Below are 22,144 nucleotides of genomic sequence, written 5' to 3'. Positions count from 1 at the left end.
TCGAATAACCAGCTTTTTAATACATGTTTCCATAATGGAATAACCAAAGTGATTAAATACCATTTCTATTCATTACTGTGAGTCAGTAGACTCGCGCCCCAATTCATTAACCTGGCTGACTAAAGAGGTGACAGATGCCATTGATACTTTTACTCGTACTACTGGTGCTGTTCAGTCCGCTGGCTATCGACATCTACCTGCCCGCCATTCCGCAGATGGCCGAGCAGCTGGGCGCCGAAGTGACGCTGATGCAGGGCACCATCACCTGGTTCCTGTTCAGCATGGGGCTGGGGCAACTGCTTGTTGGCCCGCTGGCCGATCGCTACGGTCGCAAGCCCATCGCGCTGGGCGGCGTGCTGCTCTATGGCCTGAGCGCGCTGGGGGCCGGTTTTGCCGCCAGCCTCGGCGAATTGATGCTGGCCCGGGTGCTGCAGGGCTTCGGCGCCTGCGCTACTTCGGTCGCCGCCTTCTCGGTAGTGCGTGACAGCTATGGCCCGAAAAAGAGCGGCCAGATGATCTCCTACCTCAATGGCGCCATCTGCTTTATTCCTGCGCTGGCGCCCCTGCTCGGTGGCTGGCTCACCGCCAAGGCGGGCTGGTCTGCCAACTTCTGGTTTATGGCCGGTTATGCGCTTATCGTCGGCAGCTGGCTGATGTGGCGGATGCCGGAGACCCGCCCGGAGGAGACCCGCAGTGAAGGAGCCCTCATCAGCTGGTCCCGCTACAGCCCGGTGCTGCGCTCCCCCAGCTTCCTGTTCAATGCGGCGCTGTGCATGCTGGCGATGGCGGTGATCCTCGCTTATGTCACCGCCGCACCAGTGCAGCTGATGGTGAAACTGGGGCTGGACATGAGCGGCTTTAGCTACTGGTTTACCGCCAACGCAGCCCTCAACATCCTGGCCTGCTTCATGGCGCCGCGCTTTATCGCCAAGGTGGGGCCAAGACGCACCCTGCGCATCGGTCTGCTGGTGTTGATGCTCTCGGCCATCATCCTGACTTTGGCCATGCACATCGAACATCCGCTGGCGATGATGGGGCCGGTATTCCTCTCCAGCATCGGCTTTGCCATGATTCTGGGCTCGGCTGCCGGGATGGCGCTGGCACCGTTCGGCCACTGCGCCGGTACCGCCGCGGCTCTGCTCGGCCTGTTCCAGATGAGCGGCTCCGGCGCCCTGGTTGGTCTGACCGGCGCCCTGATGCACGACCCGCTGAGCCAGCTGGCACTGCATATGTGGCTGCTGCTGCCGCCCTTGGTGATGCTGATGACCCGACGCGGTCGCCGCTTGTGTTTGCAATAAATCCTGTGCTCTGATGGGCACACTCAGGGGGCCATCGGCCCCCTTCTCGTTTGTATCGCCTTTACAGCACATGGCCATCCGGCAGATTGCCTGCGATGGCAACCCCACTCACTCGATGTCAGCGGAGAACTCCCGATGAGCCACACTCTCAACGCAGCCCTGGTGGGCTATGGCTTTGCAGGCAAGACCTTCCACGCCCCCTTCCTCTCCACCACCCCGGGCTTGTCCCTGAGCTGGGTGGTAAGCCGCGATGCCGCCAAGGTGCAGGCCGATCTGCCCGACTGCCGGGTCGGCTCACTGGAGGAGGTGCTGAGGGATGAGACCGTCGATCTGGTGGTGATCGCCACCCCCAACGACACCCATGCGCCTCTAGCCCGCCAGGCGCTGCAGGCAGGCAAACATGTGGTGATCGACAAGCCCTTTGCACTGGATCTGGCCGAGGCGCAAGCGCTGGTCGAGCTGGCCGAAAAGCAGCAGCGACTACTCAGCATCTTCCACAACCGTCGTTGGGACGGGGATTTCCTTACCGTGCGCCGTTTGATTGCCGAAGGGACGCTGGGGCAGATCGCCCAGTTCGAATCCCACTTCGATCGCTATCGCCCCGAAGTGCGCCAGCGCTGGCGCGAAGCGGGTGGCCCGGGTTCCGGCCTCTGGTTCGATCTCGGCCCCCATGTACTGGATCAGGCGCTGCAGCTGTTCGGTCAGCCGGACTGGCTGCAGGCCGATCTGGCCGAGCAGCGCCCCGGCGCACTGGCGGACGACTACTTCCATGTGGTGCTGGGTTACGGTGCTCTGCGGGTTATTCTGCATGGCAGCTGTCTGGTCTCGGCCACCATGCCGCGCTTTGTCATTCACGGCAGCCAGGGCTCATTCGTGAAATTCGGTATGGATGTGCAGGAAGATCAGCTCAAACTGGGCAAGCGGCCACCGGCGGCGGATTGGGGCGTGGATAGTGAACCCGGTCAGCTCAGCCGCATTGTGGATGGTCAGTTACAGCAGCAGAGCGTGGTGGGTGAGGCGGGGGATTATGGCGCCTACTATCGCGGTGTCTGCGCCGCCATCAAGGGTGAGGGAAGCAATCCGGTGCCAGCAAGTGAAGCGCTGGCGGTGATGGCGCTGCTGGATCTGGCCCGTCAGAGCCACCTTGAGGGAAAACGGCTGCCCTGTCAGAAGCTGTCTGACTAAGGTGTGGGCCATCGACCGCGCTTGAGCAACCTTGACCTTGTTAAACCGCCACAAGATGGCAACGAAGTGGTGTTTTATTGTGCAATTAGTGCCATTTGACGGCATCTTGTATTGATATCAGTCGTTGCAGTGGAGCTTTTTATCCACGGCACGAAAAAATGTCATTGTGATATCCGTTTTCATCGGTAACTAATGGGGCTATATTGCGCCCGCCTGCTGCCTCCCGGCTTCTTGTTTCAATACCGGGCAACGGTGGGCGCTGTGATGGTTGCACAGACCATCTCTCCATCTTTTTTTGAGGGAATGCACATGAACAAAGTACTGGTAGCCGGTATCCTGGGTCTGATGTTGACTGCTTGCGGTCAGAAAGAAGAAAAAGCTGCCGCTCCTGCTGCTGCTCCGGCCGCCGAAGTTGCTGCCACTGTAGAAAAAGCCGCTAGCGAAGCCACCTCTACCGTAGAGAAGGCCACCTCCGAAGCGACTGCAACCGTAGAAAAAGCTGCTACCGAAGCCGCTACCAAGGTTGAAGCTGCAGTGAGCGATGCCAAGGCCAACTAAGCCTGCACCTCATTCGAAGACGGGTCCGAAGGCAACTGCGGGCCCGTTTTTTTATCTGACGATCAGGGAGCCGGATTAATCAGCGAGGTGAGGATGTGATCCTCCCAGCGACCATTGATCATCAGATACGCCCGCGCGAATCCCTCCCGCTCGAAGCCAAGCCGCTCCAGCAGGGCGCCACTGCGCTGATTGGCAGGCATATAGCAAGCCATGATGCGATGCAGATCGTGCTCCCGAAACAGATAGTCGATGGCGGCTGACAGCACCTCTCCCATCACCCCCTGCCCCTGATGCTGCTGGTCGATGGCATAGCCCAGATGACACGCCTTGAAGACCCCCATCAGGATATTGCTGAAGTTACAGGTGGCGATCACCCGCTCGCCAGCCGGATCGAGGGCCACCAGATTGACGCCGGTGCCGTTGAAGAACTGGTTGTAGCTATCCTGCAGCCGGTTATGCCAGTAAGAAAGCGTGTAGAAATGGTCATCGCGCAGCGGCTCCCAGGGGGCGAGATGGGCACGGTTGCGCCGGTAGAAGTCGAGCATCATGGGGGCCTGATCCGGCGACAGTATGGTCAGGTGGGTGCGGGCCGTCTTGATATGTGGCAGCGCCATCAGGACTCCCTCTGCCTTAACCACTCATCGCGCAGCAAGCTGTAGTGGGCATGGTCCACAATCCGGTTGCCCAGCCGCTCTGCGCGCCGGGTCACCCCCTCAAGCTGCATCCCGAGCCGTTCACAAACAGCCCTGCTGGGCTCGTTATCGGTGGCGGCGCTGATCTCCACCTTCTCCATCCCCATCTCCTCGAAGGCGTGGTGGATCAGGGCCTGACAGGCCCGGGTGATGATGCCGTTACCCTGCCAGCGCTCCGCCAGCCAGTAACCGATGACCACCTTGCCAAGGTCATGATCGATGCTGTTGTAACCTATGACCCCCACCACCTCCCCCTGATACTCGATGGCAGTGGTGAGCCCCTCACCCCGGGCGAACTTCTCGATGGCACTGCGAATGAAGAGGGCGCTGTCGACGGGGCGCTGGATCAGTGGCGGCCAGGGTAGCCACTGGGAGAGGTACTCCCGGTTGTCATTGCAGAGGGCAAACAGTTCGCTCGCCATATCGGGCTGCAAGAAGAGCAGCGCAAGCTCGTCGTCCAACTGCCATGAAAACATGGGATTCTCCTTTCAAATCAGTGATCAAATCGCGAACCAGCACCCAATGTAGCCAATCGCCACTGGCCGCGCCAGCCACTTTTACGGCCCTCCTCCGGCAGGCTTCGCAGAGGGTGACTGCGCACGATCTCTCCTCCCTCAAAAGAGGAGGGTGGGTGTCTGAAACCGGATAATGCTCTCCACATGACGCCGATAAATGCCCCCAAACGGCACTTTGGCAGATCCTGCTACCCCTTTGTGCTGCGCTGTCACTTTTGACAGGGGGCACTTTCCCCCACCGGCACTAGCTTCAAAACGCCCGACCTTCGGTCGGTTTATCAACCTCATCGATTTAAGGAAAGAAGAGATGAATAAAATTTATCTGGCCGTTGCGCTGGCCTGCTGGGGAAGCGCCGCACTGGCGGCGCAAGAGGTAGAGATCAACGTAACGGCAAACGGCATCCGGGCCATGACAGGTCTCAGTGCCGCGAGTGGTACCTTGCAGCTGGAAGATGGCGAGTTTCGTCAGGTGCGGGTGGTCAAGCTGCCCAACGGCCAGCAGCGGATCCGCTACGAGCAGGTCTGGAACGGCATCCCGGTAATGGGTCAGGTGGTGGTGGCTGACAAGAGCCTGAACGGCCAGCTGCAACAGGCCAGTGGACGCATGCTGCGCCAGATCGATCAGGATGTGGCAAGCCCGGTCGCCACCCTTTCGCCACAGGATGCCGCCAGCAAGGCCAAGGCGGGCAGCAAGGGGAGCAACGAGCAGATCAAGCTTTACGTGATGCAGGACGAGAACGGTCTGGCCCGACTGGTCTATCAGGTCTCCTTCGTTGCGGAAGGTGACAAGCCAAGCCGCCCCTTCGTCATTCTTGATGCCCAGAGCGGTGAGGAGCTCAAACGCTGGGAGGGGATCAACCACAAGGACGCCACCGGCCCCGGGGGCAACATCAAGACCGGCAAATACTTTTACGGCACCGACTTTGGCCCGCTCATCGTGGATGACAACTGCCGGATGACCAGCCCCAACGTCGATACCATCAACCTCAACCACGCCACCTCAGGCGGTGCCATCCACCAGTTCACCTGTCCGGAGAACCGGGTCAAGGAGATCAACGGCGCCTACTCGCCCCTCAACGACGCCCACTACTTCGGCAACGTGGTGTTCGACATGTACCGCAACTGGTACAACACGGCGCCCCTCACCTTCAAACTGAAGATGCGGGTTCACTACAGCAAGAATTACGAAAATGCCTTCTGGGATGGCAGCCAGATGACCTTCGGTGACGGCGCTACCACCTTCCACCCGCTGGTGAGCCTTGATGTGGCGGCCCACGAGGTGAGCCACGGCTTTACCGAGCAGAACTCCGGGCTGATCTATTCAGGACAATCCGGCGGCATCAACGAGGCCTTCTCCGATATGGCGGGGGAAGCGGCCGAGTTCTACATGAAGGGGAGCAACGACTGGCTGGTCGGCGCCCAGATCTTCAAGGGCAACGGCTCCCTGCGCTACTTCGAGGATCCGACCCGGGATGGCAGATCCATCGGCCATGCCGCGGATTATCAGGAGGGGATGGATGTACACCACAGCTCAGGGGTCTATAACCGCGCCTTCTACCTGCTCGCCACCAGCAGTGGCTGGAACACCCGCAAGGCATTTGAAGTGTTCTTGCTGGCCAACCGCCTCTACTGGGGCGCCAACACCAACTACCAGCAAGGGGCCTGCGGCGTCAGCCGGGCGACCGCCGATCTGGGTTACAATCAGGCGGATGTAGCACGGGCCTTCCAGACCGTCGGGGTTGATGCCAGTTGCGGCACCACACCGCCACCGAGTGACAACGTACTGCAAAACGGCGTGCCGGTGAGCAACCTCGCCGCCAGCAAGGGTGGCAAGCTCAACTACACCCTGAACGTACCGGCGGGCACCAGGTCGCTGCAGATCAGCAGCAACGGCGGCACCGGAGATGCCGACCTCTACGTCCGCTTTGGCAGCGCCCCCACCAGCAGCAGTTATGACTGCCGCCCCTACAAGGGGGGCAATAACGAAAGCTGCTCGTTCACCAATCCCAAGGCGGGCACCTGGCATGTGCAGCTGTCAGGGTTTTCCGCGTTCAGTGGCGTAACCCTCAAGGCCAGCTACTGATCCACCCGATGCGGGCCTTGTCCCGCATCGCTCTACTCATTGCGCCACCGTTTCGCCAGCGTGCGGGCGGTGGCCAACACGGTTTCCCGAGCCGGGTTGGGCCGCTTGCCACCTCGCCAAGCCATCATCACATCCCAATGCTCTTGCGGCAGATTGCGCACATCGAGCCTGACCAGCCGCCCCACCTCCAGATCCCGCTTGATGGCCAGCTCCGGCATCAGGGTGATAAACCCGTGTTCCAGCGCCAGATCCCGCGCCGCACTGGCGGGCTGCACCGCATGCAGGGGGCTGGCGGCCCGCCGCAGCCGCCGCAACTGCTGGATAAAGACGTCACACCCCGGCCCCCATACCTGAGGCGCCAGCCGCTGGTCGGCAATATCCTCCAGGGTGAGGCCGTGACAACCGGCCAGCGTATGCAATGGCGAGGCGATAGCGATAATGGGGGAGCAACAGAGCAGCTCCATCTGCAGGCCCGCAACCGGCGGACGCTTGAGTACAAATCCGATATCGGCCTCCCCGGTCAGCAGCGACTGCATGATCTCGCCGGAGTGATCCGTGGTGCAGCGGATCTCGAACGGCTCATCCACCAGCTCCATCAATAACGAGCCAAACACCACCGAAGTGAGGGATGGCAAGCTGGAGAGACGGATACAAGGCAGCGCAGGCGCCCCCTGCAGTGCCAGTCGCCCTTCGCTCAGAGTGGCCAGCGCCGAGCGGGCGGCAGGGAGAAACTCCTCGCAGGCACGGGTCGGCGTCACCCCGCGCCGATGACGCTGAAACAGCGGCGCCCCGAGGCTCTCCTCCAGCTGGGCAATCCGCTGGCTCACCAGCGGCTGTGACCAGCCACGAATGGCCGCCGCCTGACTGAAGCTGCCCAGCTCGGCCACATCCAGCAGCAGTTGCAGATCGTCCAGATCCATAGACATAAATAATCCTGATATGAAATATAGGTAGTTGTCGTCTACCACTATATCTAAACCCTCTCCAGAATGAAGGTATCTGTGAATGAGAGGGCGTTATGGTCGATAGGGCGAGGTTTTGGGGGCGCTGGTTTCTGGCGCTGGATACCACACTGGTGATCCTGGGTTTCTTTGTGGTGATGCCGATGATCAGCCTGCGCTTCGTCGATCAACTCGGCTGGGCGGCCGGTCTGGTGGGGCTGGCCCTCGGCCTGCGCCAGCTGACCCAGCAGGGGCTGGGGATCTTTGGCGGTTCGCTGGCCGACCGCTTCGGTGCCCGCCCGCTCATTGTCACCGGCATGCTGTTGCGCGCCGTCGGCTTTGCCACCCTGGCCTGGGCCGACAGCGGCGCCATGCTGATTTTCTCCTGTTTCCTCTCCGGACTGGGCGGTTGCCTGTTCGACCCGCCACGGGCCGCACTGGTGATCAAATTTACCCGTCCCCATGAACGGGGCCGCTTTATCTCCCTGCTGATGATGCTGGAGAGCGCAGGGGCCGTCACCGGTGCCCTGCTCGGCAGCTGGCTGCTGCGCTTTGACTTCACCTATGTCTGCCTGCTGGGGGCAGGGCTATTCACCCTGGCAGCTCTCTGCAACTGGACCCTGCTGCCCGCCTACCGCCTCTCGGTCAAACCGACCCCGATGCGGGAAGGGTTGGGACAGGTGCTGGCGGATCGCGCCTTCTGCCGACTGGTACTGATCCTGAGCGGCTACTACATGCTGTGGGTACAGGTGATGCTGATTTTCCCCATTCTGGTCAAGCAGCTCTCTGGCACCACCACGGCAGTGGGCTGGATGTACAGCCTGGAAACGGCGCTGTCACTGGCACTGCTCTACCCTATCGCCCGTTTCAGCGAGCGGCGCTATCGGCTGGAGAGCCGGCTGATGGCGGGTATCCTGCTGATGACGGTGGGGATCGGACTGGTCGCCTTCGTCAGCACCCTCTCCGGCATCTTCGTACTGCTGGCCTGCTTCTATCTGGGGATCATCATCTGCGAACCGGCCCGGGAGACCCTGATGACCCGGCTGGCCAATCCGGCAGCCCGGGGCAGCTACATGGGTTTTAGCCGGCTCGGACTGGCGCTGGGGGGTATGACCGGCTATGTGGGCGGCGGCTCCCTCTATGACTTCTCGCTGCAACAAGGACAACCGGCCCTCCCCTGGCTGGTGTTGGGCACCATAGGCGTCGCCACCATGTTGCTGCTGGCCCGCTGCTTCTCCCGCCAACCGGAGCTGGCCATCAGAGCCGCTGCCTGACGCCCCCCATGCCTACGGCAGCCCAATCAACGGGGCTGCCGCTCACACCATATTCTGCAAGTCATCACAGCAAAAGGTTGCGAATTACAACTTTTACGCTATTTTAGTTGTCATACACAACTAAACAGGAAACCACGATATGGATCCCCGTCCCCTGCGCGCCCTGTCGCGCGATCTGGTTCGCGAACTCGGCATGCTCTCCCAGCAGTGCGGCAATCTGGCCCTCACCCCCATCGAGGCTCACCTGCTGATCGAGCTGGAGAACGCCCCGGCCACCAATCAGCAGCTGGCAGAAAAGCTGCACATCGACAAATCCAACGCCAGCCGTCCGCTGGCCCGCCTCGCCGAGCGGGAGCTCATCAGCTGGCACCCGCACCCCTCCGACGGCCGCAGCAAGGAGGCCCGCCTCACCGTCAACGGTCAGGGGATGCTGCTGGAGTTGCACCGGGAGATGGACGGGGCGATGGAAGAGATGCTGGCGCAGTTGAGCCTGCCCGAGCGGGAGCAGCTGTGGCAAGGGCTGCGGCTCTATCGCAGCGCCCTCTCCCGCGCCCGTCGCCAGCGGGGCTACCGGATCCGCCCCATCACGGCGGCGGACAATGCCCAGATCGCCTTGGTGATCCGCGCCGTCTCGGCCGAATATGGCCTCACCGCAGACAAGGGCTATGGGGTCTCGGATCCCAATCTCGATACCCTCTCCCAGAGCTATAAGGGGGAGAAGAGTCGCTACTGGGTCATCGAAGGACCAGACGGTTCCATCCTCGGCGGTGGCGGTATCGCGCCATTGGCGGGAGAAGAGGGAGTCTGCGAGCTGCAGAAGATGTACTTTATGCCCGCCCTGCGCGGACTGGGCCTTGGCAAGCGGCTGGTGTTGCAGGCACTGGACGAGGCGCGCGCGCTTGGTTATCAGCGCTGCTATCTGGAAACGACCGAAGTCTTGCGCGAAGCCACCAGCCTCTATGAATCACTGGGCTTTGAACACCTGCCCAGCCCCCTTGGCTGCACCGGCCACGGGGATTGCGAGATCTGCATGGTGTTAGACCTGGCGCTCTAAGGTGATAGCGGCGAGCAGAAGTCTCCCTAGCTTGCCGCTTCGTTTACTGCGGCAGCGCCACTACCCGGAATCGCTCCAGCACCAGCGTGGCGTGCTCATCAAATTCTCTCCCTTCCGCCTTCATCTCGTGTTCGAAAAAGGCCTTGTGCGCCTCGCGCCACCAAGCCAGAGAGACATCGCCCTCCCCCTCCTCGGCAGCAAACGCAGCATCAACCTCATCGAATGGGCACAAGGTGACCGAGACTATTTCAACCAGCGCCTTGGGCAGACCACTCCAGTCGGTTACCACCAGTAGGTCCCCCTGTTCCGGCATCCGTTCGCCCTTCTCCAGATACCAGTAAGCGAGGCTACAGGTCGCTCGCTTGCGTCCTGCTACCACCAGCGCGGCACAGAGGTTGGCATTGTGTTCATCAGCACAGAAGTAGTCCGCTGATACATGACGAGCCCGTGCAGCCACGGGCAGGGATAACAGATAACTCTCAGCCAGAGCCGAGCAGGCAGGATTCATCGATTCAACCATCACCTCTCCTTGATGCATAAAAAATCCCGCCATCTGGCGGGATTTGGTAAGCAGTATCAGTGCTCGCGAGTCTGGCGGAACTCCACGTCAGGGTGGCGCTCCTGAGCCAGTCGCAGGTTGACCATGGTCGGCGCGATATAGGTGAGATTGTCACCGCCATCGAGGGCCAGGTTGACCTCGTTCTTGCGCTTGAACTCTTCGAACTTCTTGACGTCGGTCCCTTCCACCCAGCGGGCGGTGGAGACGTTGACCGCCTCGTAGATGGCCTCGACGTTGTACTCGCTCTTGAGGCGCGAAACCACCACGTCAAACTGCAGCACACCGACCGCACCAACGATGAGATCGTTGCTGATCAGCGGACGGAACACCTGCACCGCCCCCTCTTCAGAGAGCTGCACCAGCCCCTTGAGCAGCTGCTTCTGCTTGAGCGGGTCGCGCAGGCGGATGCGGCGGAACAGTTCCGGCGCAAAGTTCGGGATACCGGTGAACTTGAGATCTTCACCCTGGGTGAAGGTGTCGCCGATCTGGATGGTGCCGTGGTTGTGCAGACCGATGATGTCACCGGCGAAGGCGTCTTCCGCCTGCTCACGGTCACCGGCCATAAAGGTCACGGCGTCGGAGATGTTCACATCCTTGCCGATGCGCACATGGCGCATCTTCATGCCCTTGCTGTAAGTACCTGACACAATACGCATAAAGGCGATACGGTCGCGGTGCTTCGGATCCATGTTTGCCTGGATCTTGAACACGAAGCCGGAGAACTTCTCCTCGGTCGCCACCACTTCGCGGCTCTCGGCCTTGCGCGGCATGGGAGACGGCGCCCAGTCGGTCAGGCCATCCAGCATGTGGTCGACACCAAAGTTGCCCAGCGCAGTACCGAAGAAGACCGGGGTCATCTCGCCAGCGATAAAGGCATCGTGATCGAACTCGGGGGAGGCGCCCTGCACCAGCTCCAGCTCGTCACGCAGCTGCTGGGCCAAATCTTCGCCGACGGCGGCATCCAGATCCGGGTTGTTCAGCCCCTTGACCACCCGCTTCTCCTGGATGGTGTGGCCCTGACCGCTCTGATAGAGATAGGTCTCATCCTTGTAGAGGTGATAGACCCCCTTGAAGGATTTGCCGCAGCCGATGGGCCAGGTGATGGGGGCGCACATGATCTTCAGCTCGCGCTCTACCTCGTCCATCACTTCCATCGGATCGCGCACTTCGCGGTCCAGCTTATTCATGAAGGTGAGGATGGGGGTATCACGCAGCCGGGTCACTTCCATCAGCTTGCGGGTCCGGTCTTCAACACCCTTGGCGGCATCGATGACCATCAGGCAGCAGTCGACCGCGGTCAGGGTACGGTAGGTATCTTCGGAGAAGTCCTCGTGACCCGGGGTGTCGAGCAGGTTGACCAGGCAATCGGCATAGGGGAACTGCATCACCGAGGTGGTGATGGAGATACCACGCTGCTTCTCCATCTCCATCCAGTCGGATTTGGCGTGCTGACCCGAGCCACGGCCCTTGACGGTACCGGCGCGCTGAATGGCCTGTCCGAACAGCAGGACTTTTTCAGTGATGGTGGTTTTACCCGCATCCGGGTGCGAAATGATCGCAAAAGTGCGTCTCTTGGAGACTTCACTCAGAAATTCAGCTGACATAATTCAACGTTCTTCTATTGAGCGGTGGCATCAGCCACCGTGGGAATAAATCCGGAATGCCGCTCACGGCACATGTATACGCAACGAAAGCCACGCCAGCTGGCGTATTGCCAACCTGGTGGAGAGAGGGAGGAGGGTTGCGTTACATGGGTCTTCTCGCCTGAGTCAAAGCAAAATTGCGCGACATTATACCCGCGCGAGTGAAAAATACCCAGCCTGACAAGAGATGATAATTTGGCCGCTCCTCCGTTCCGCGGGTTCCAACTGAACAGAAAATCAAACACTCCGAATCGGATGGCAGCATCCGGACCACGTGGAGTTGGCCCCCTCCCCATGCCAGCAACAACCACTCTTGATAAATTTTCATACTTGGACTTTCCCTATCCAGCTACAAATATGTAAATCGTATCTACATAATGGAGAGGTCATTACATGAAACATTCCACCCTGCACAATCAACAGATCGTCATTATCGGTGGTACCTCGGGTCTTGGCCTGGCCACCGCCCAGCAAGCGATCGAGCAAGGCGCCAAGGTCATTATCGGCGGTTCCAGCCGTGAGCAGCTTGCCACTGCACTGGCTGAACTGGGCCCAAGTGCCAGTGGCCATCAACTGGATATTCTCGACGTCGACTCAGTCAATCACTTTTTCAACCAGCTGGATTCGCTGGATCATCTCGTCATCACCGCCGCCGTCATGCGACCAGGCAGCTTTCTCACCTCTGCCATCGAGGATTTGAAAATCAACATGGACAGCCGCTTCTGGGGAAGTGTTCATGCGATCCGCGCCGCAGCACCCAAACTGACCGAACGCGGCTCCATCGTGCTCACGTCCGGGATGGTGACGCGCCGCCCACAACTAGGTAAGGCACTCCCTGCCGTTGCAGCTGGCGCGGTTGAAACGCTGGCTCACAGTCTGGTTACCGAGCTGACCCCCCGTCGGATCAACGTCATCAACCCGGGCCCCATGCGCACTCCCATGCTGCTTAAAGCACTGGGCAATGACCCACAAAAAGTGGCAGCCGTGGCGCAAAGCCTGCCGTTGAAACGCTTGGGTGAGGGAGAGGATTATGCGCAGGCCGCACTGTTCCTGATGAGCAATAACAACATGAATGGTGAGGTGCTTCACCTCAATGGCGGCAGCGCCTGGGCATAACGCCCTTCTGACGGTCTTCTGCGCTCGGGCTTGCCAATCTGTCATCGCAGGCAAGAACGAGCGCAGGGGACGAGCATCATCGCCGTATCAGAGTGCTCCCCAATAGCGATGACACCCTGGTGAGTGACAATACCCGGCCCGTCACTCGTCTGTCTCCACCCGGTTGCGCCCCGCCTCTTTCGCACGATACAGCGCATTGTCGGCACGCTGGATCAGGGCCGCCAGATCCTGATCATCGTCTCGCAGAGAGGCACATCCGATACTGATGGTTACCGGGTACGACATGCCGGGCAGCGCCCGGTTGGCGACCGAGTGACGGATCCGCTCAGCCACCCGGCACGCCTCTTCAAGGCTGGTATCCGGCAGCAGGATCAAGAACTCCTCTCCGCCGGTACGCCCCAACTGATCCTGGTGCCGCAGCTGTCGATCTGCCGCCCGAGAGACCCATTGCAGCACCCTGTCTCCTTGATGATGGCCCAGGGTATCGTTGATCCGCTTGAAGTGATCGATATCGAACACCAGCAGACAAAATGGCGAGCCCTGCCTGCGAGCCTGCGCCAACATATCGCTGCCCTGCCGCAGCACCCGACGGCGGTTGTTGATGCCGGTCAGCTCATCGGTAAAGGCCAGACGACGCATCCGACGGTTGCGATCAAGCAGCCACCCCATCGTCAGCAGCGCCAGTACCCCGCAGAGCACCATCACCACCAGCAGCCAGAAACGACGCTCCTTGACCTGCTCCAGCTCCTGCTGCTGCAACTGCTGCTCGACTCGCAGTCGCTCGTTCTCACCCTCCTGACGGGCCAGCTCGAACTCGCCGCGAACCCAGGCCGTGCTCTGTTCCCGTAACAGCTGATCGAGCCGCTGCTCCTGCACCAGATGCTCCCGCAATGCGGCCAGGGCCGCCGGATAGTCACCTTGCAACTCGAGCGCCCGACTGCGCACCCAGTAGAGCTCGAGCAAAAAGCGCACGTGCCCTTCCACCTTCAAAATCGGCTCAATCTTCTCAAGCGCACGCAAGGCTGGCACAGGTTCCTGCTCTTCGACTCTCAACCTCGCCCGCACCAGCTCGAGATGCGCATGGAGGATGGGGTCAACATCGGGAGAGAGCACCTTCGCCGCTTGTGCCAACAAGCGTCCGGCATCAGCGGGGCGATCCAGCCCGAGCAGAGCCTCGGCCTGCATCACCATGCGTTCGGCATGCTCAATCAGATATTGAGGCTGATTATAAAAGGCCGCACTGCGTTCAAGCTCGCCCAGCGCATCCTGATAACGCCCGGTCTGCAGATAGACCATCGCCAGTTGATCACTTAGCCTTGCCGAGCCAAATCCATCGTGGCTCCTGGCAAAATGCTCGCTCAACCGGTTGAGGGTGGCGAGCGCTTCGGCATAGAGGCCCATACGACGAAATGTGGCTGCAATCTCGAGCTGCGCCTGGTGATACCAGGTGGGCAACCCCAGCTGCTCATAGATACTGTGAGCCTTGGTGAGATCCATCAGCCCCTGGCCTGAGACCCCCTGAAAAGACAGCATGGCCCCCCGGCGGGCCAGCGCCAGCGCCTCCAGCTTTGGCAAGGCGGCCTCTCTTGCCAGCCGCAGCCCCTCTTCGTAATCGTGACGAGCCTTCGCTACCTCGCCGAGCAGCTGATTGAACCAGCCGCGGCAAATCGTCAGCTCCGCCACGGCGGCGTCATCACCCTGCTCGCGCGCAATGACCAGCATCCGCTCCGCATTGGCGATGGCGGTTCGGGACTCCTGCATGTCATCGGCCGATTGGGCCCAGCAAGCCAGACGACTGATCCGCATCTGCTGCGACGGCGGATAGGCGTTGCCGTCCCGCTGCAAACGGGCAACGCGCTCCCGCAGCAACTCGATCGGCTGGTAGACCCGCTCCATCCCTCCCAGTTCATTTTCCAACTGCTCGGGGGACAAGGGTTTGGCTGCCAGCCCGAACGCCGCCAGCAACAGCAGCAAGGCAAGTCGGCTCATACACACTCCGGATCAATGGGAAAGATCATCGGGCAAGCCGATGCCGGAAAATCATCATCTTTTGCCCTGTAACAATGGTTGTAAAGGCTATCACCCGGACAGAGAGCCCGAATGGCAGGCTAGTCACATTTTACTGCGATATCATCGCGTTGGAATAAAGCGGGGACGCACAGCGAAAAAGAGGGGGCGGGATAACAACTCAAGAGGGGTTGCCCCCTCCCGGTCACTAGTGATGCTGCCAGCGCCGCAGCAGCCGACCACGCAGGCCGCAATCGAGCAGCCAGCTATTGTCAAATACCCGCAGCAGCGCCTGCTTGGCGTGGCGGGACATGGCGACGGCGTGAAAACGGGTCTGGCGCTGGCGATAGCGGTTCATCTGATCGAGCAGGGGATGAGGCAGGCTCTGGGCGATAAAGTCGGAGATGACCAGCACATCCGCCTTGGCAAAGGCGGGATCATCGAGCTTGGCCAGCGCTTTTTCCAGGCAGGGCACCAGATCGGTACCGCCGTGAAAACTCATGGAGAGAAAGCGCTCCGCCTTGTCCAGACCGGTATCCGCGGTGATCTCGAGGGTCGCCACCTCGGTGGAGAAGAGCATCAGGTAGCAGCCGCGCTTCTCATCCATCGCCACCTTGAGCAACGCCAGAAACAGCGCCTTGGCACACTCCTCGGGATAACCCCCCATGGAGCCGGAGGTATCGACGCAGACGATAAAGGGGCCTCGCTGCTGCAACTGCTGCCCCCCCTGCTCCGGAGTGCGCAGCATGATGCGTTGACGCGGCAAGGTGCCACGTGACTGGTAGCTGAGCAGACGCCGCTCCAGATAGCGGCGATAGAACTCCAGCTCCAGCTCCGGCAGCCCCAGCATCACAGCTTCACTTGGCAGTAACCTCATCAGATCGTTCGCCTGATGGATCCCCACCAGATCGTCCGGCACATCGTCGCTGGGAGCGGGCTCCAGCTCCAGCACCTGCACCGGCGGCACAGGTTGCTCCTGCGCCCGCCGATCCCGCTCGCTGCGCCCGAGCAGGCTGGCAATCTCCGCCAGCAAGGGCTCGCGCTGCAACATGCGGGCATATTGTTTGATCAGCACCAGACTGCGCTTGTGCCAGTGCCCCTGCGCCAGATCCCAAAGACCACCGGCGGAGATCTGGTTGGGATCGAGGGCATCGGCCAGGGTGCGGCTCGCCAGCAGCTGATCTTCAATCTCCTGACGCTGCTTCTCCCGCTCCGCTTCGGCGATCTGCTGCTGCAACTGCAACAGGCTCCCCACCAGACTGGCGCGCCACTTTTCGATAAAGAGCTGGCGCAGCCCCTCGGTGGGGTGAGCCATCAACTGGCGCACCAAGGAGCGGGCCTCACCGGCGAAGGAGCTGTACTGCTCCAGCGACTCCAGCAAGCCGGGCAGGCGACCAATCAGCTCGGTCATCGGCAGTTGCCGATGCGCCTGATAGAGCAGGTACTCCTGCTCCAGCGCCACCGGCACCGGCTTGTGACGGATCTCCTCACCAAGCTGCTCACCCCAACTCTGCAGGCGCTTTTTCAGCAGCTTGCCCTGTAGCGGGGAGCGTTTGATAAATTCGGAAATCTTGGGTGAGGCCGCCAGCAGCGCCACCACCTCTCCCGCCAGCTCACCCTCTCCCATGAGAAGGCCCAGATCCAGCATGCCGATCTCAAGCATGAGCGCTCCTTACTCGTCCAGCCTTGGCAACCGTTCTCGCCACTGCACCAACTCGCTGCGCAGCAGTTCGAGATCCCGGTTCAGCACGAAGAAGCTGTCTTCCACCTGCTGCAACCAGCGTGAGTCGATAAAGAGGTGTTGCTGATGACGCTCGAACAGGCTGCGCTGCTGCTTGAGCTCCTGCATCACCTTGCCGACCTGGACCAGTTGCTCGTCGAGCGACTGCAACCAGGGCGCCAGCACCACCTCGGGGATGGCGTTGCGCTCCATCAGCACCAACGGGATCTGCTGGCGCTGGATATCGAGCACCTGCAGCCGCAGCTCATCGTCCAGCACCAGCTCGTAATGCCCCTCTTTCGGGTTGCCGAACTCATAACCCACCAGCGCCTCACCGCTGGGATGCCAATGGGAGAGCAAGGTGCGATCGAACACCAGGGTGCGGGTAAGACGTTCGGGATCGCCGCCATCCAGCGGCGCCGGGGTGAGCAGATGGAAGTGCACCTGCTTGCCAAAGGGTCTGGCATTGGCAAGCGGGATCTCGATACCCCGGGCCCGCCGACCAAACCACTGCTTGCGTTGCCGGGCCTTTGTGCAAAGGCGCTGAGCCACGCTCTGTTTGAGCTGTTTGAACTGATCCCGCAACGCCAGCAGCTGACGGGTCATCGCCAGTTGCTGATAGCCGTAAAGGCGGGAAAACTCGGTCATCATCTCCAGCAGGGCGGTGCGGGACTCCTCGTCATGCCAGAGACAATCCTTGAACAGCAGCAGATCTACCGGTGCGACCTCATCGCGGCCATTGAAGAAGGCACTCGCCTTGATGAGCCGTACCGCCTTCTTCCAGCGGCGATCCGACACATAGCAGCGATGGGCCAGCTGGCTGTCGAGCTGCTGACGCAGCTGATAGATGAGTTCGAAACAGGCATCCGGCAGGCGCACCTGTTCAATCTGGTTCTGCCACTGCTCGTACTCATCCCCCCGGATCTGCAGGGATTCCGGCAGATTCTGGTGGGCGTGACCATCGCTGGCCAGCATGGATTGAAAGTTGGCTTTCTCCTGCACCCGGTCCATCCAGATCCGCACCAACATCCGGTCGTAGAGCGCTTCCAGCCCGCTGTCCGGCGCCGGCAGCTCGTTGGAGGCAGTCACCAGCAAGCGCATCGGGATGGGGTGCTGGCTGTCGCCGTTGCGAAACTGCCGCTCGTTGATGGCGGTGAGCAGGGTGTTGAGGATGGCTGGACCTGCCTTCCAGATCTCGTCGAGGAACACCACCTCGGCCTCCGGCAGATAACCAGTGGTGAGGCGCAGGTATTTGCCATCCTCTTTCAGCGCCTGAATGGAGAGGGGGCCAAACACCTCCTCCGGCGTACTGAAACGGGTCATCAGGTATTCAAAGTGGCGGGCGTCGTGAAAGGCCAGCTTGAGGCGACGGGCAATCAGGCTCTTGGCGATACCGGGTGGCCCCAGCAAGAAGACACTCTCGCCACTGAGGGCAGCCAGCAGACCGAGGCGCAAGGCATCCTGCCGTTCGTAGAGCCCCTCACCGAGGGCGGCCAGCAGCCGGGGCAGCCGCTCCTGGATGGGAATAAGACGCGCAGGATTCTGGGCTTGAGCTAAAGACGACATAGAGAGTGTTCCGAAGCTGGGATGATGTTAGCCCCAAGGCGCGATATCCATTTGCTCGACCTTGGGTTTTGTCTTGTTATGATGTTTATTCTGGTATCTCTTGCCGCACAATACCCGCCTCTGGCAGGAAAAAACGCAAAGGCAGTGCGATACCATATCGGCAGCGTGCTGCGCCCATGCATAGCCAGTGTCGTGATGAGCACCATGCCCGCATGCGCCAGATGATGCGTTGCAAAGGGTGCAGCAAAAGCGGTTCGAGTGTACCCTGCGCAACACAATTTTCCCCAATGCAGATCAAGAGTGAGTCGCCTCAAATGCAAGATCCCGTTCGTCAGAGCATGTTGGCCCGCATGGGCATTCAAAGCTGGCAACTGCGTCGTCCGGCATTGCTGGGCGCAGCACCCGAGCCTGAGTTGGAGCAAGATGCCGCACAACCCGGCCAGACGGCACCGGCCACCCGCGCTCCGCTGCCTAGCGGCAAACTCTGGTTGCTGGCGCCTCAGCTGCCTGCCACCACGCTGCTGGCGGATATCTGCCAGTTGCTCGGCATGACCCCCGACGAGGTCTCACTGCTCAGCGAGCTGCCGCCTGCCGATATGCAAACGGCGGGCGCCTCCCCTCTGCTCTGGCTGACGGAGGCCAACCCCGCGCGGCCAAATGCGCTGATCTGCCCGCTCACCCCCAGCGCCGCGCAAAAGCGCGCCCTGTGGCAACAGCTGCGCCAACACCTTGCGGCCAACGCGGCGTGACCCTGCATCATGCCGCCAAGACCCACTGTGATGCTGCTCTTTTTACCTGATTTTACAAATGCCGCCTCTGCCAACCCCAGTGCCCAATATCTTGCCATCCGGAGCCCCCATGCCTGAGTTTCGTCCCCTGCTCGAGAGCGATTTCGACCTTGTCTACCCCATCGAGCAAGCCGCTCACAAGGAGCCGTGGAGTGAGGCCAACCTGCTCTCCTGCTTCGGCCCTCGCTATCTCAACGGCTTGATGCTGGTCGATGGTTCCCCGGCGGGCTTCTATATCTCGGATCTGGTGGCCGGTGACAGCTCGCTAATGAATATCTGTGTGCATCCGGCGTTTCAGGGCAAGGGGTTGGGACGGACACTGCTGCAGGCCTATCTGGCGCGCAGCAAGCAAGCCGGGGCAGAGGCCTGGTTTCTCGAGGTGCGGGCCGGTAACCAGACCGCCATCAACCTCTACGAGAGTGCCGGTTTTGCCGAATATTGCCGCCGCGCCGACTACTACGGCACCGGCAACGACAGGGAAGATGCGGTGCTGATGTCGCGACTGTTCGATTTCGGCTGATCCAGCCTGTTCGTAGCGCCCAAGCCTTTTGTCCCCCCTCAATCGAGGGGGGCGTTGTCCAGTGCGGGATCCTGCAAGGCCAGGGTGGTATGCACTACCGCCTCGAATCCGGCACCGGAGAGCGGCATATAGAAGCCACGCTGCCAGGTTTTTCCCGGCATCCAGATCTGATCGATATCCACCACTATCTTGATGGGTCTGAGGGGCTGGCCCGGCTGCTGGATATAGATACCGGGCGGCGTGGCGACTTTGGGAAAGCGGCGCAGGATCTGCTCGCTGCCATCCCCCTTGCCCGGGTTGAGCCGCACCTTCACCAGCCGGGCAAGCGGGCCAGCCATCTCCTTGCTCTGCCAGAATTTCTTCTCCAGATCGCCGCAGCGGCGGCACTTGGGGGTCTCCAGCACATAGAGCAGCGGATAGCCCAACGCCAGCGCCTGTTGCTGCGCCTGCTGATACCCCTCGGCCCCCTGATACCAGGGATTGGCGGGCCCCTGTGATGACGTTCCAGCAAAGAACCAAAACGCAGCGCCCCCCACCACCATCAGCCCGACCGCGGCCAACGCCCCTTTCACCCACAGATTCATATCGTTAACCCTCTCTCTGCCTCCTAGCAGTATCGGCCAGTCTGCACAAAGGGAGAGCTATTTGCGCTCTTTGTGATCCAAGACAAACAGCGCACACTTGTAAGCTGTAATGTTGGAGTTTAAACTCTAGCCCGATTTTTAGTGCCCTCGCGGGCGTACAACTGTAATTAAAGGATGTTTAACTGATGCCGAAGCTTCATCTGGTTCGACTGATGCGTGAACGTATTGCCCAGCTTGGCAACAAGGCTGCCCTGCGGGTTCAGCAAGATGGCCAGTGGCGCGCCATCGGCTGGCGTACTCTGGGCCAAGCCATGGACTACTGCGCACAGGCGCTGATCCGTGCCGGCCACCAGCCAACCGAAATGGTCGGCATCTATGCCCGCAACATGCCGGAGTGGACCCAGGCCGATCTCGGCATCCTTGCCGCCCGCGGCGTCAGCGTCCCTATCTACCCCACCAGCACACTCGATCAGCTGCGCTACATCGTCAAAGATGCCGGCATCAAGGTGCTGTTCGTTGGCGAACAACCCCAGTTCGATCAGGCGCTGCAACTGATTGAAAGCGGCGAGATCCGCCAGCTCATCGCCCTCGACGGCAGCGTCAACCTGCGCGGCTGCGAGCAGGCGAGCCACTTCCAGACATTTCTGGTCTCCGGCAACCATCAGCCCAGCGAGCAGGAACTGCGAGTACGGGAAACCCAGTACCGGATGGATGATCTGCTGACCCTGATCTACACCTCCGGCACCACAGGCGAGCCCAAGGGGGTGATGCTCGACTTCAGCAACATCGCCGCCTGTTTCGAGATGCACAACAGCCGCCTCGACCTCAATCAGCAGGATGTGTCGCTCTGCATGCTGCCACTCAGCCACGTGTTCGAGCGGGCCTGGAGCTACTACGTGCTCTACTGTGGTGCCGAGAACGTCTATATCCGCGATCCGCAGAAGGTGATGGATGTGATTGGCGAGGTGCAGCCGACCGTGATGTGCGCCGTGCCGCGCCTATACGAGAAGGCCTATGCCATGATCCAGGCCAAAGTTGCTCAGGCTCCGGCTCTGCGTCGCGCCCTGTTTGGCTGGGCGACCAAGGTCGGAAAACAGATGGTTGCCACCCGTCAGGCTGGCAAGTCCGCTTCCCCGCTGCTCTACGGCCAGCGCTGGCTCGCCGAGCGACTGGTGTTTCGCAAGCTGCGCGCCCGTTTTGGCGGTCGTACCCGCTTCCTGCCGGTGGCGGGCGCCCGTCTGGCCGACGATGTGAACCTCTTCTTCCAGGCGATGGGGCTTAACCTCAAGTACGGCTACGGCATGACCGAGACCACCGCCACCGTCTGCTGCTACGAAGACAGCCAGTTCAAGTTGGGCTCCATCGGCACGGCACTGAACGGCATCGAGGTGAAGCTGGGTGAGAACAACGAGCTGCTGGTGCGCTCCCCCACCGTGATGCGCGGCTACTACAACAAGCCGGACGCGACCGCAGAAGTGATGACCGAGGATGGCTTCCTGCGTACCGGCGATGCCGGTGAGCTCGACAGCCAGGGCAATATCTACTTCACCGAGCGTCTCAAGGAGCTGATGAAGACCTCCAACGGCAAGTACGTGGCTCCGCAGCTGGTGGAAGGAACCATCGGCAAGGATCGCTTTATCGAGCAGATCGCCATCGTCGCCGATGCCCGCCACTTCGTCTCGGCGCTGATCGTCCCCTGCTTCGAGTCGCTTGAGGAGTACGCCCGCTCCATCAACCTGCAGTACCAGTGCAAGACCGAGCTGCTGCGCCACTCCCGGGTGATGGAGTTCTTCGAAGCACGCATCGCCGACTTGCAAAAAGAGCTGGCCAAGTTCGAGCAGGTGAAGAAGTTCACCCTGCTGCCGAGCGCCTTCTCCATGGAGCTGGGTGAACTGACCCCCACCATGAAGCTGCGCCGCAAGATCATCGAGGCCAAGTACCAGAGTGAAATCGAGGCCATGTATAACCATGTCTGAGTACAACCACGTCTGATATCGCTCAGGTTCAGAGAAATAAAAAAGCCGCTCACTCGAGCGGCTTT

General features: G+C 60.8%; 19 protein-coding genes. 10 read left to right on the top strand and 9 right to left on the bottom strand.

Annotated features, from left to right (window positions below):
* Positions 1-134: 134 nt before the first annotated feature.
* The 3 genes from AB5Y83_RS16265 to AB5Y83_RS16255 all read left to right on the top strand — a co-directional run bounded on the left by AB5Y83_RS16265 (position 135) and on the right by AB5Y83_RS16255 (position 3,041).
* Positions 135-1,298 (top strand): multidrug effflux MFS transporter, encoded by a 1,164-nt coding sequence (locus AB5Y83_RS16265; RefSeq protein WP_162506388.1) that lies wholly within the window; start codon positions 135-137, stop codon positions 1,296-1,298.
* A 135-nt stretch (positions 1,299-1,433) separates the two neighbouring features.
* Entirely contained in the window at positions 1,434-2,483 is a 1,050-nt protein-coding gene (locus AB5Y83_RS16260) for an oxidoreductase (protein ID WP_368175524.1), read from the top strand.
* Positions 2,484-2,792: 309 nt separating this feature from the next.
* Positions 2,793-3,041, top strand: coding sequence for a hypothetical protein (locus tag AB5Y83_RS16255; RefSeq protein ID WP_005340533.1), 249 nt, complete (start codon positions 2,793-2,795; stop codon positions 3,039-3,041).
* A 62-nt stretch (positions 3,042-3,103) separates the two neighbouring features.
* Here the strand turns inward: AB5Y83_RS16255 and rimJ are convergent, their stop codons facing one another.
* Both rimJ and AB5Y83_RS16245 read right to left on the bottom strand, forming a co-directional pair.
* Positions 3,104-3,655, bottom strand: coding sequence for a ribosomal protein S5-alanine N-acetyltransferase (gene rimJ / locus AB5Y83_RS16250; protein ID WP_368175523.1), 552 nt, complete (start codon positions 3,653-3,655; stop codon positions 3,104-3,106).
* Entirely contained in the window at positions 3,655-4,209 is a 555-nt protein-coding gene (locus tag AB5Y83_RS16245) for a GNAT family N-acetyltransferase (protein ID WP_005340529.1), read from the bottom strand. Before AB5Y83_RS16245 ends, rimJ begins: the two co-directional genes overlap by 1 nt.
* Before the next feature lie 346 nt (positions 4,210-4,555).
* On the opposite strand from AB5Y83_RS16245, the gene AB5Y83_RS16240 reads away from it, so the two are divergent.
* Complete coding sequence (locus AB5Y83_RS16240) at positions 4,556-6,331, top strand: M4 family metallopeptidase (protein ID WP_368175522.1); 1,776 nt, start codon at positions 4,556-4,558, stop codon at positions 6,329-6,331.
* 32 nt (positions 6,332-6,363) lie between these two features.
* On the opposite strand, the gene AB5Y83_RS16235 is transcribed toward AB5Y83_RS16240, so the two are convergent.
* Entirely contained in the window at positions 6,364-7,257 is an 894-nt protein-coding gene (locus tag AB5Y83_RS16235; RefSeq protein WP_368175521.1) for a LysR family transcriptional regulator, read from the bottom strand.
* 92 nt (positions 7,258-7,349) lie between these two features.
* Here AB5Y83_RS16235 and mdtH point away from each other — a divergent pair, with 92 nt between their 5' ends.
* Both mdtH and AB5Y83_RS16225 read left to right on the top strand, forming a co-directional pair.
* On the top strand, positions 7,350-8,546 hold the full coding sequence (gene mdtH / locus AB5Y83_RS16230; RefSeq protein WP_075116284.1) for a multidrug efflux MFS transporter MdtH: 1,197 nt from the start codon (positions 7,350-7,352) through the stop codon (positions 8,544-8,546).
* A 139-nt stretch (positions 8,547-8,685) separates the two neighbouring features.
* Positions 8,686-9,600: a GNAT family N-acetyltransferase gene (locus AB5Y83_RS16225; RefSeq protein ID WP_368175520.1), complete on the top strand. Its 915-nt coding sequence runs from the start codon at positions 8,686-8,688 to the stop codon at positions 9,598-9,600.
* A gap of 43 nt (positions 9,601-9,643) precedes the next feature.
* On the opposite strand, the gene AB5Y83_RS16220 is transcribed toward AB5Y83_RS16225, so the two are convergent.
* Together AB5Y83_RS16220 and prfC are read right to left on the bottom strand one after the other, a co-directional pair.
* Complete coding sequence (locus AB5Y83_RS16220; protein WP_368175519.1) at positions 9,644-10,120, bottom strand: ASCH domain-containing protein; 477 nt, start codon at positions 10,118-10,120, stop codon at positions 9,644-9,646.
* A gap of 56 nt (positions 10,121-10,176) precedes the next feature.
* A complete protein-coding gene (gene prfC, locus AB5Y83_RS16215) occupies positions 10,177-11,766 on the bottom strand; it encodes a peptide chain release factor 3 (protein ID WP_085942998.1) in 1,590 nt (529 codons plus the stop codon).
* 429 nt (positions 11,767-12,195) lie between these two features.
* On the opposite strand from prfC, the gene AB5Y83_RS16210 reads away from it, so the two are divergent.
* The gene (locus AB5Y83_RS16210) at positions 12,196-12,918 is read left to right on the top strand and encodes an SDR family oxidoreductase (protein ID WP_368175518.1); all 723 of its coding nucleotides are present in this window, start codon (positions 12,196-12,198) and stop codon (positions 12,916-12,918) included.
* A 141-nt stretch (positions 12,919-13,059) separates the two neighbouring features.
* Here the strand turns inward: AB5Y83_RS16210 and AB5Y83_RS16205 are convergent, their stop codons facing one another.
* The 3 genes from AB5Y83_RS16205 to AB5Y83_RS16195 all read right to left on the bottom strand — a co-directional run bounded on the left by AB5Y83_RS16205 (position 13,060) and on the right by AB5Y83_RS16195 (position 18,211).
* The gene (locus AB5Y83_RS16205) at positions 13,060-14,907 is read right to left on the bottom strand and encodes a diguanylate cyclase (RefSeq protein ID WP_368175517.1); all 1,848 of its coding nucleotides are present in this window, start codon (positions 14,905-14,907) and stop codon (positions 13,060-13,062) included.
* 226 nt (positions 14,908-15,133) lie between these two features.
* A complete protein-coding gene (gene viaA / locus AB5Y83_RS16200) occupies positions 15,134-16,588 on the bottom strand; it encodes an ATPase RavA stimulator ViaA (RefSeq protein ID WP_368175516.1) in 1,455 nt (484 codons plus the stop codon).
* Between the two features lie 9 nt (positions 16,589-16,597).
* Complete coding sequence (locus AB5Y83_RS16195) at positions 16,598-18,211, bottom strand: ATPase RavA domain-containing protein (RefSeq protein WP_368175515.1); 1,614 nt, start codon at positions 18,209-18,211, stop codon at positions 16,598-16,600.
* A 314-nt stretch (positions 18,212-18,525) separates the two neighbouring features.
* Between AB5Y83_RS16195 and AB5Y83_RS16190 the strand changes: the two genes are divergently transcribed.
* Together AB5Y83_RS16190 and rimI are read left to right on the top strand one after the other, a co-directional pair.
* Positions 18,526-18,960 (top strand): DNA polymerase III subunit psi, encoded by a 435-nt coding sequence (locus AB5Y83_RS16190; protein WP_368175514.1) that lies wholly within the window; start codon positions 18,526-18,528, stop codon positions 18,958-18,960.
* Between the two features lie 109 nt (positions 18,961-19,069).
* Entirely contained in the window at positions 19,070-19,519 is a 450-nt protein-coding gene (gene rimI, locus AB5Y83_RS16185; RefSeq protein ID WP_139494903.1) for a ribosomal protein S18-alanine N-acetyltransferase, read from the top strand.
* Between the two features lie 38 nt (positions 19,520-19,557).
* On the opposite strand, the gene AB5Y83_RS16180 is transcribed toward rimI, so the two are convergent.
* Positions 19,558-20,103 carry a hypothetical protein gene (locus AB5Y83_RS16180; protein ID WP_005340504.1) on the bottom strand — a complete coding sequence of 182 codons (546 nt, stop codon included), beginning with the start codon at positions 20,101-20,103 and terminating at the stop codon, positions 19,558-19,560.
* A 185-nt stretch (positions 20,104-20,288) separates the two neighbouring features.
* Between AB5Y83_RS16180 and AB5Y83_RS16175 the strand changes: the two genes are divergently transcribed.
* Complete coding sequence (locus AB5Y83_RS16175) at positions 20,289-22,079, top strand: long-chain fatty acid--CoA ligase (protein ID WP_368175513.1); 1,791 nt, start codon at positions 20,289-20,291, stop codon at positions 22,077-22,079.
* Positions 22,080-22,144: the final 65 nt, after the last annotated feature.

This window comes from Aeromonas sp. R5-4 (assembly GCF_040908215.1).
Classification (GTDB): domain Bacteria; phylum Pseudomonadota; class Gammaproteobacteria; order Enterobacterales; family Aeromonadaceae; genus Aeromonas; species Aeromonas veronii.
The sequence above is the reverse complement of the archived record's forward strand: the minus strand, read 5'-3'. Positions and strand labels throughout refer to the sequence as shown.

Coding starts and splice junctions, on each gene's coding strand:
- AB5Y83_RS16265 (WP_162506388.1), top strand. CDS start 135: ATGCCATTGATACTTTTACTCGTACTACTGGTGCTGTTCAGTCCGCTG.
- AB5Y83_RS16260 (WP_368175524.1), top strand. CDS start 1,434: ATGAGCCACACTCTCAACGCAGCCCTGGTGGGCTATGGCTTTGCAGGC.
- AB5Y83_RS16255 (WP_005340533.1), top strand. CDS start 2,793: ATGAACAAAGTACTGGTAGCCGGTATCCTGGGTCTGATGTTGACTGCT.
- rimJ (WP_368175523.1), bottom strand. CDS start 3,655: ATGGCGCTGCCACATATCAAGACGGCCCGCACCCACCTGACCATACTG.
- AB5Y83_RS16245 (WP_005340529.1), bottom strand. CDS start 4,209: ATGTTTTCATGGCAGTTGGACGACGAGCTTGCGCTGCTCTTCTTGCAG.
- AB5Y83_RS16240 (WP_368175522.1), top strand. CDS start 4,556: ATGAATAAAATTTATCTGGCCGTTGCGCTGGCCTGCTGGGGAAGCGCC.
- AB5Y83_RS16235 (WP_368175521.1), bottom strand. CDS start 7,257: ATGTCTATGGATCTGGACGATCTGCAACTGCTGCTGGATGTGGCCGAG.
- mdtH (WP_075116284.1), top strand. CDS start 7,350: ATGGTCGATAGGGCGAGGTTTTGGGGGCGCTGGTTTCTGGCGCTGGAT.
- AB5Y83_RS16225 (WP_368175520.1), top strand. CDS start 8,686: ATGGATCCCCGTCCCCTGCGCGCCCTGTCGCGCGATCTGGTTCGCGAA.
- AB5Y83_RS16220 (WP_368175519.1), bottom strand. CDS start 10,120: ATGGTTGAATCGATGAATCCTGCCTGCTCGGCTCTGGCTGAGAGTTAT.
- AB5Y83_RS16210 (WP_368175518.1), top strand. CDS start 12,196: ATGAAACATTCCACCCTGCACAATCAACAGATCGTCATTATCGGTGGT.
- AB5Y83_RS16205 (WP_368175517.1), bottom strand. CDS start 14,907: ATGAGCCGACTTGCCTTGCTGCTGTTGCTGGCGGCGTTCGGGCTGGCA.
- viaA (WP_368175516.1), bottom strand. CDS start 16,588: ATGCTTGAGATCGGCATGCTGGATCTGGGCCTTCTCATGGGAGAGGGT.
- AB5Y83_RS16195 (WP_368175515.1), bottom strand. CDS start 18,211: ATGTCGTCTTTAGCTCAAGCCCAGAATCCTGCGCGTCTTATTCCCATC.
- AB5Y83_RS16190 (WP_368175514.1), top strand. CDS start 18,526: ATGCAAGATCCCGTTCGTCAGAGCATGTTGGCCCGCATGGGCATTCAA.
- rimI (WP_139494903.1), top strand. CDS start 19,070: ATGCCTGAGTTTCGTCCCCTGCTCGAGAGCGATTTCGACCTTGTCTAC.
- AB5Y83_RS16180 (WP_005340504.1), bottom strand. CDS start 20,103: ATGAATCTGTGGGTGAAAGGGGCGTTGGCCGCGGTCGGGCTGATGGTG.
- AB5Y83_RS16175 (WP_368175513.1), top strand. CDS start 20,289: ATGCCGAAGCTTCATCTGGTTCGACTGATGCGTGAACGTATTGCCCAG.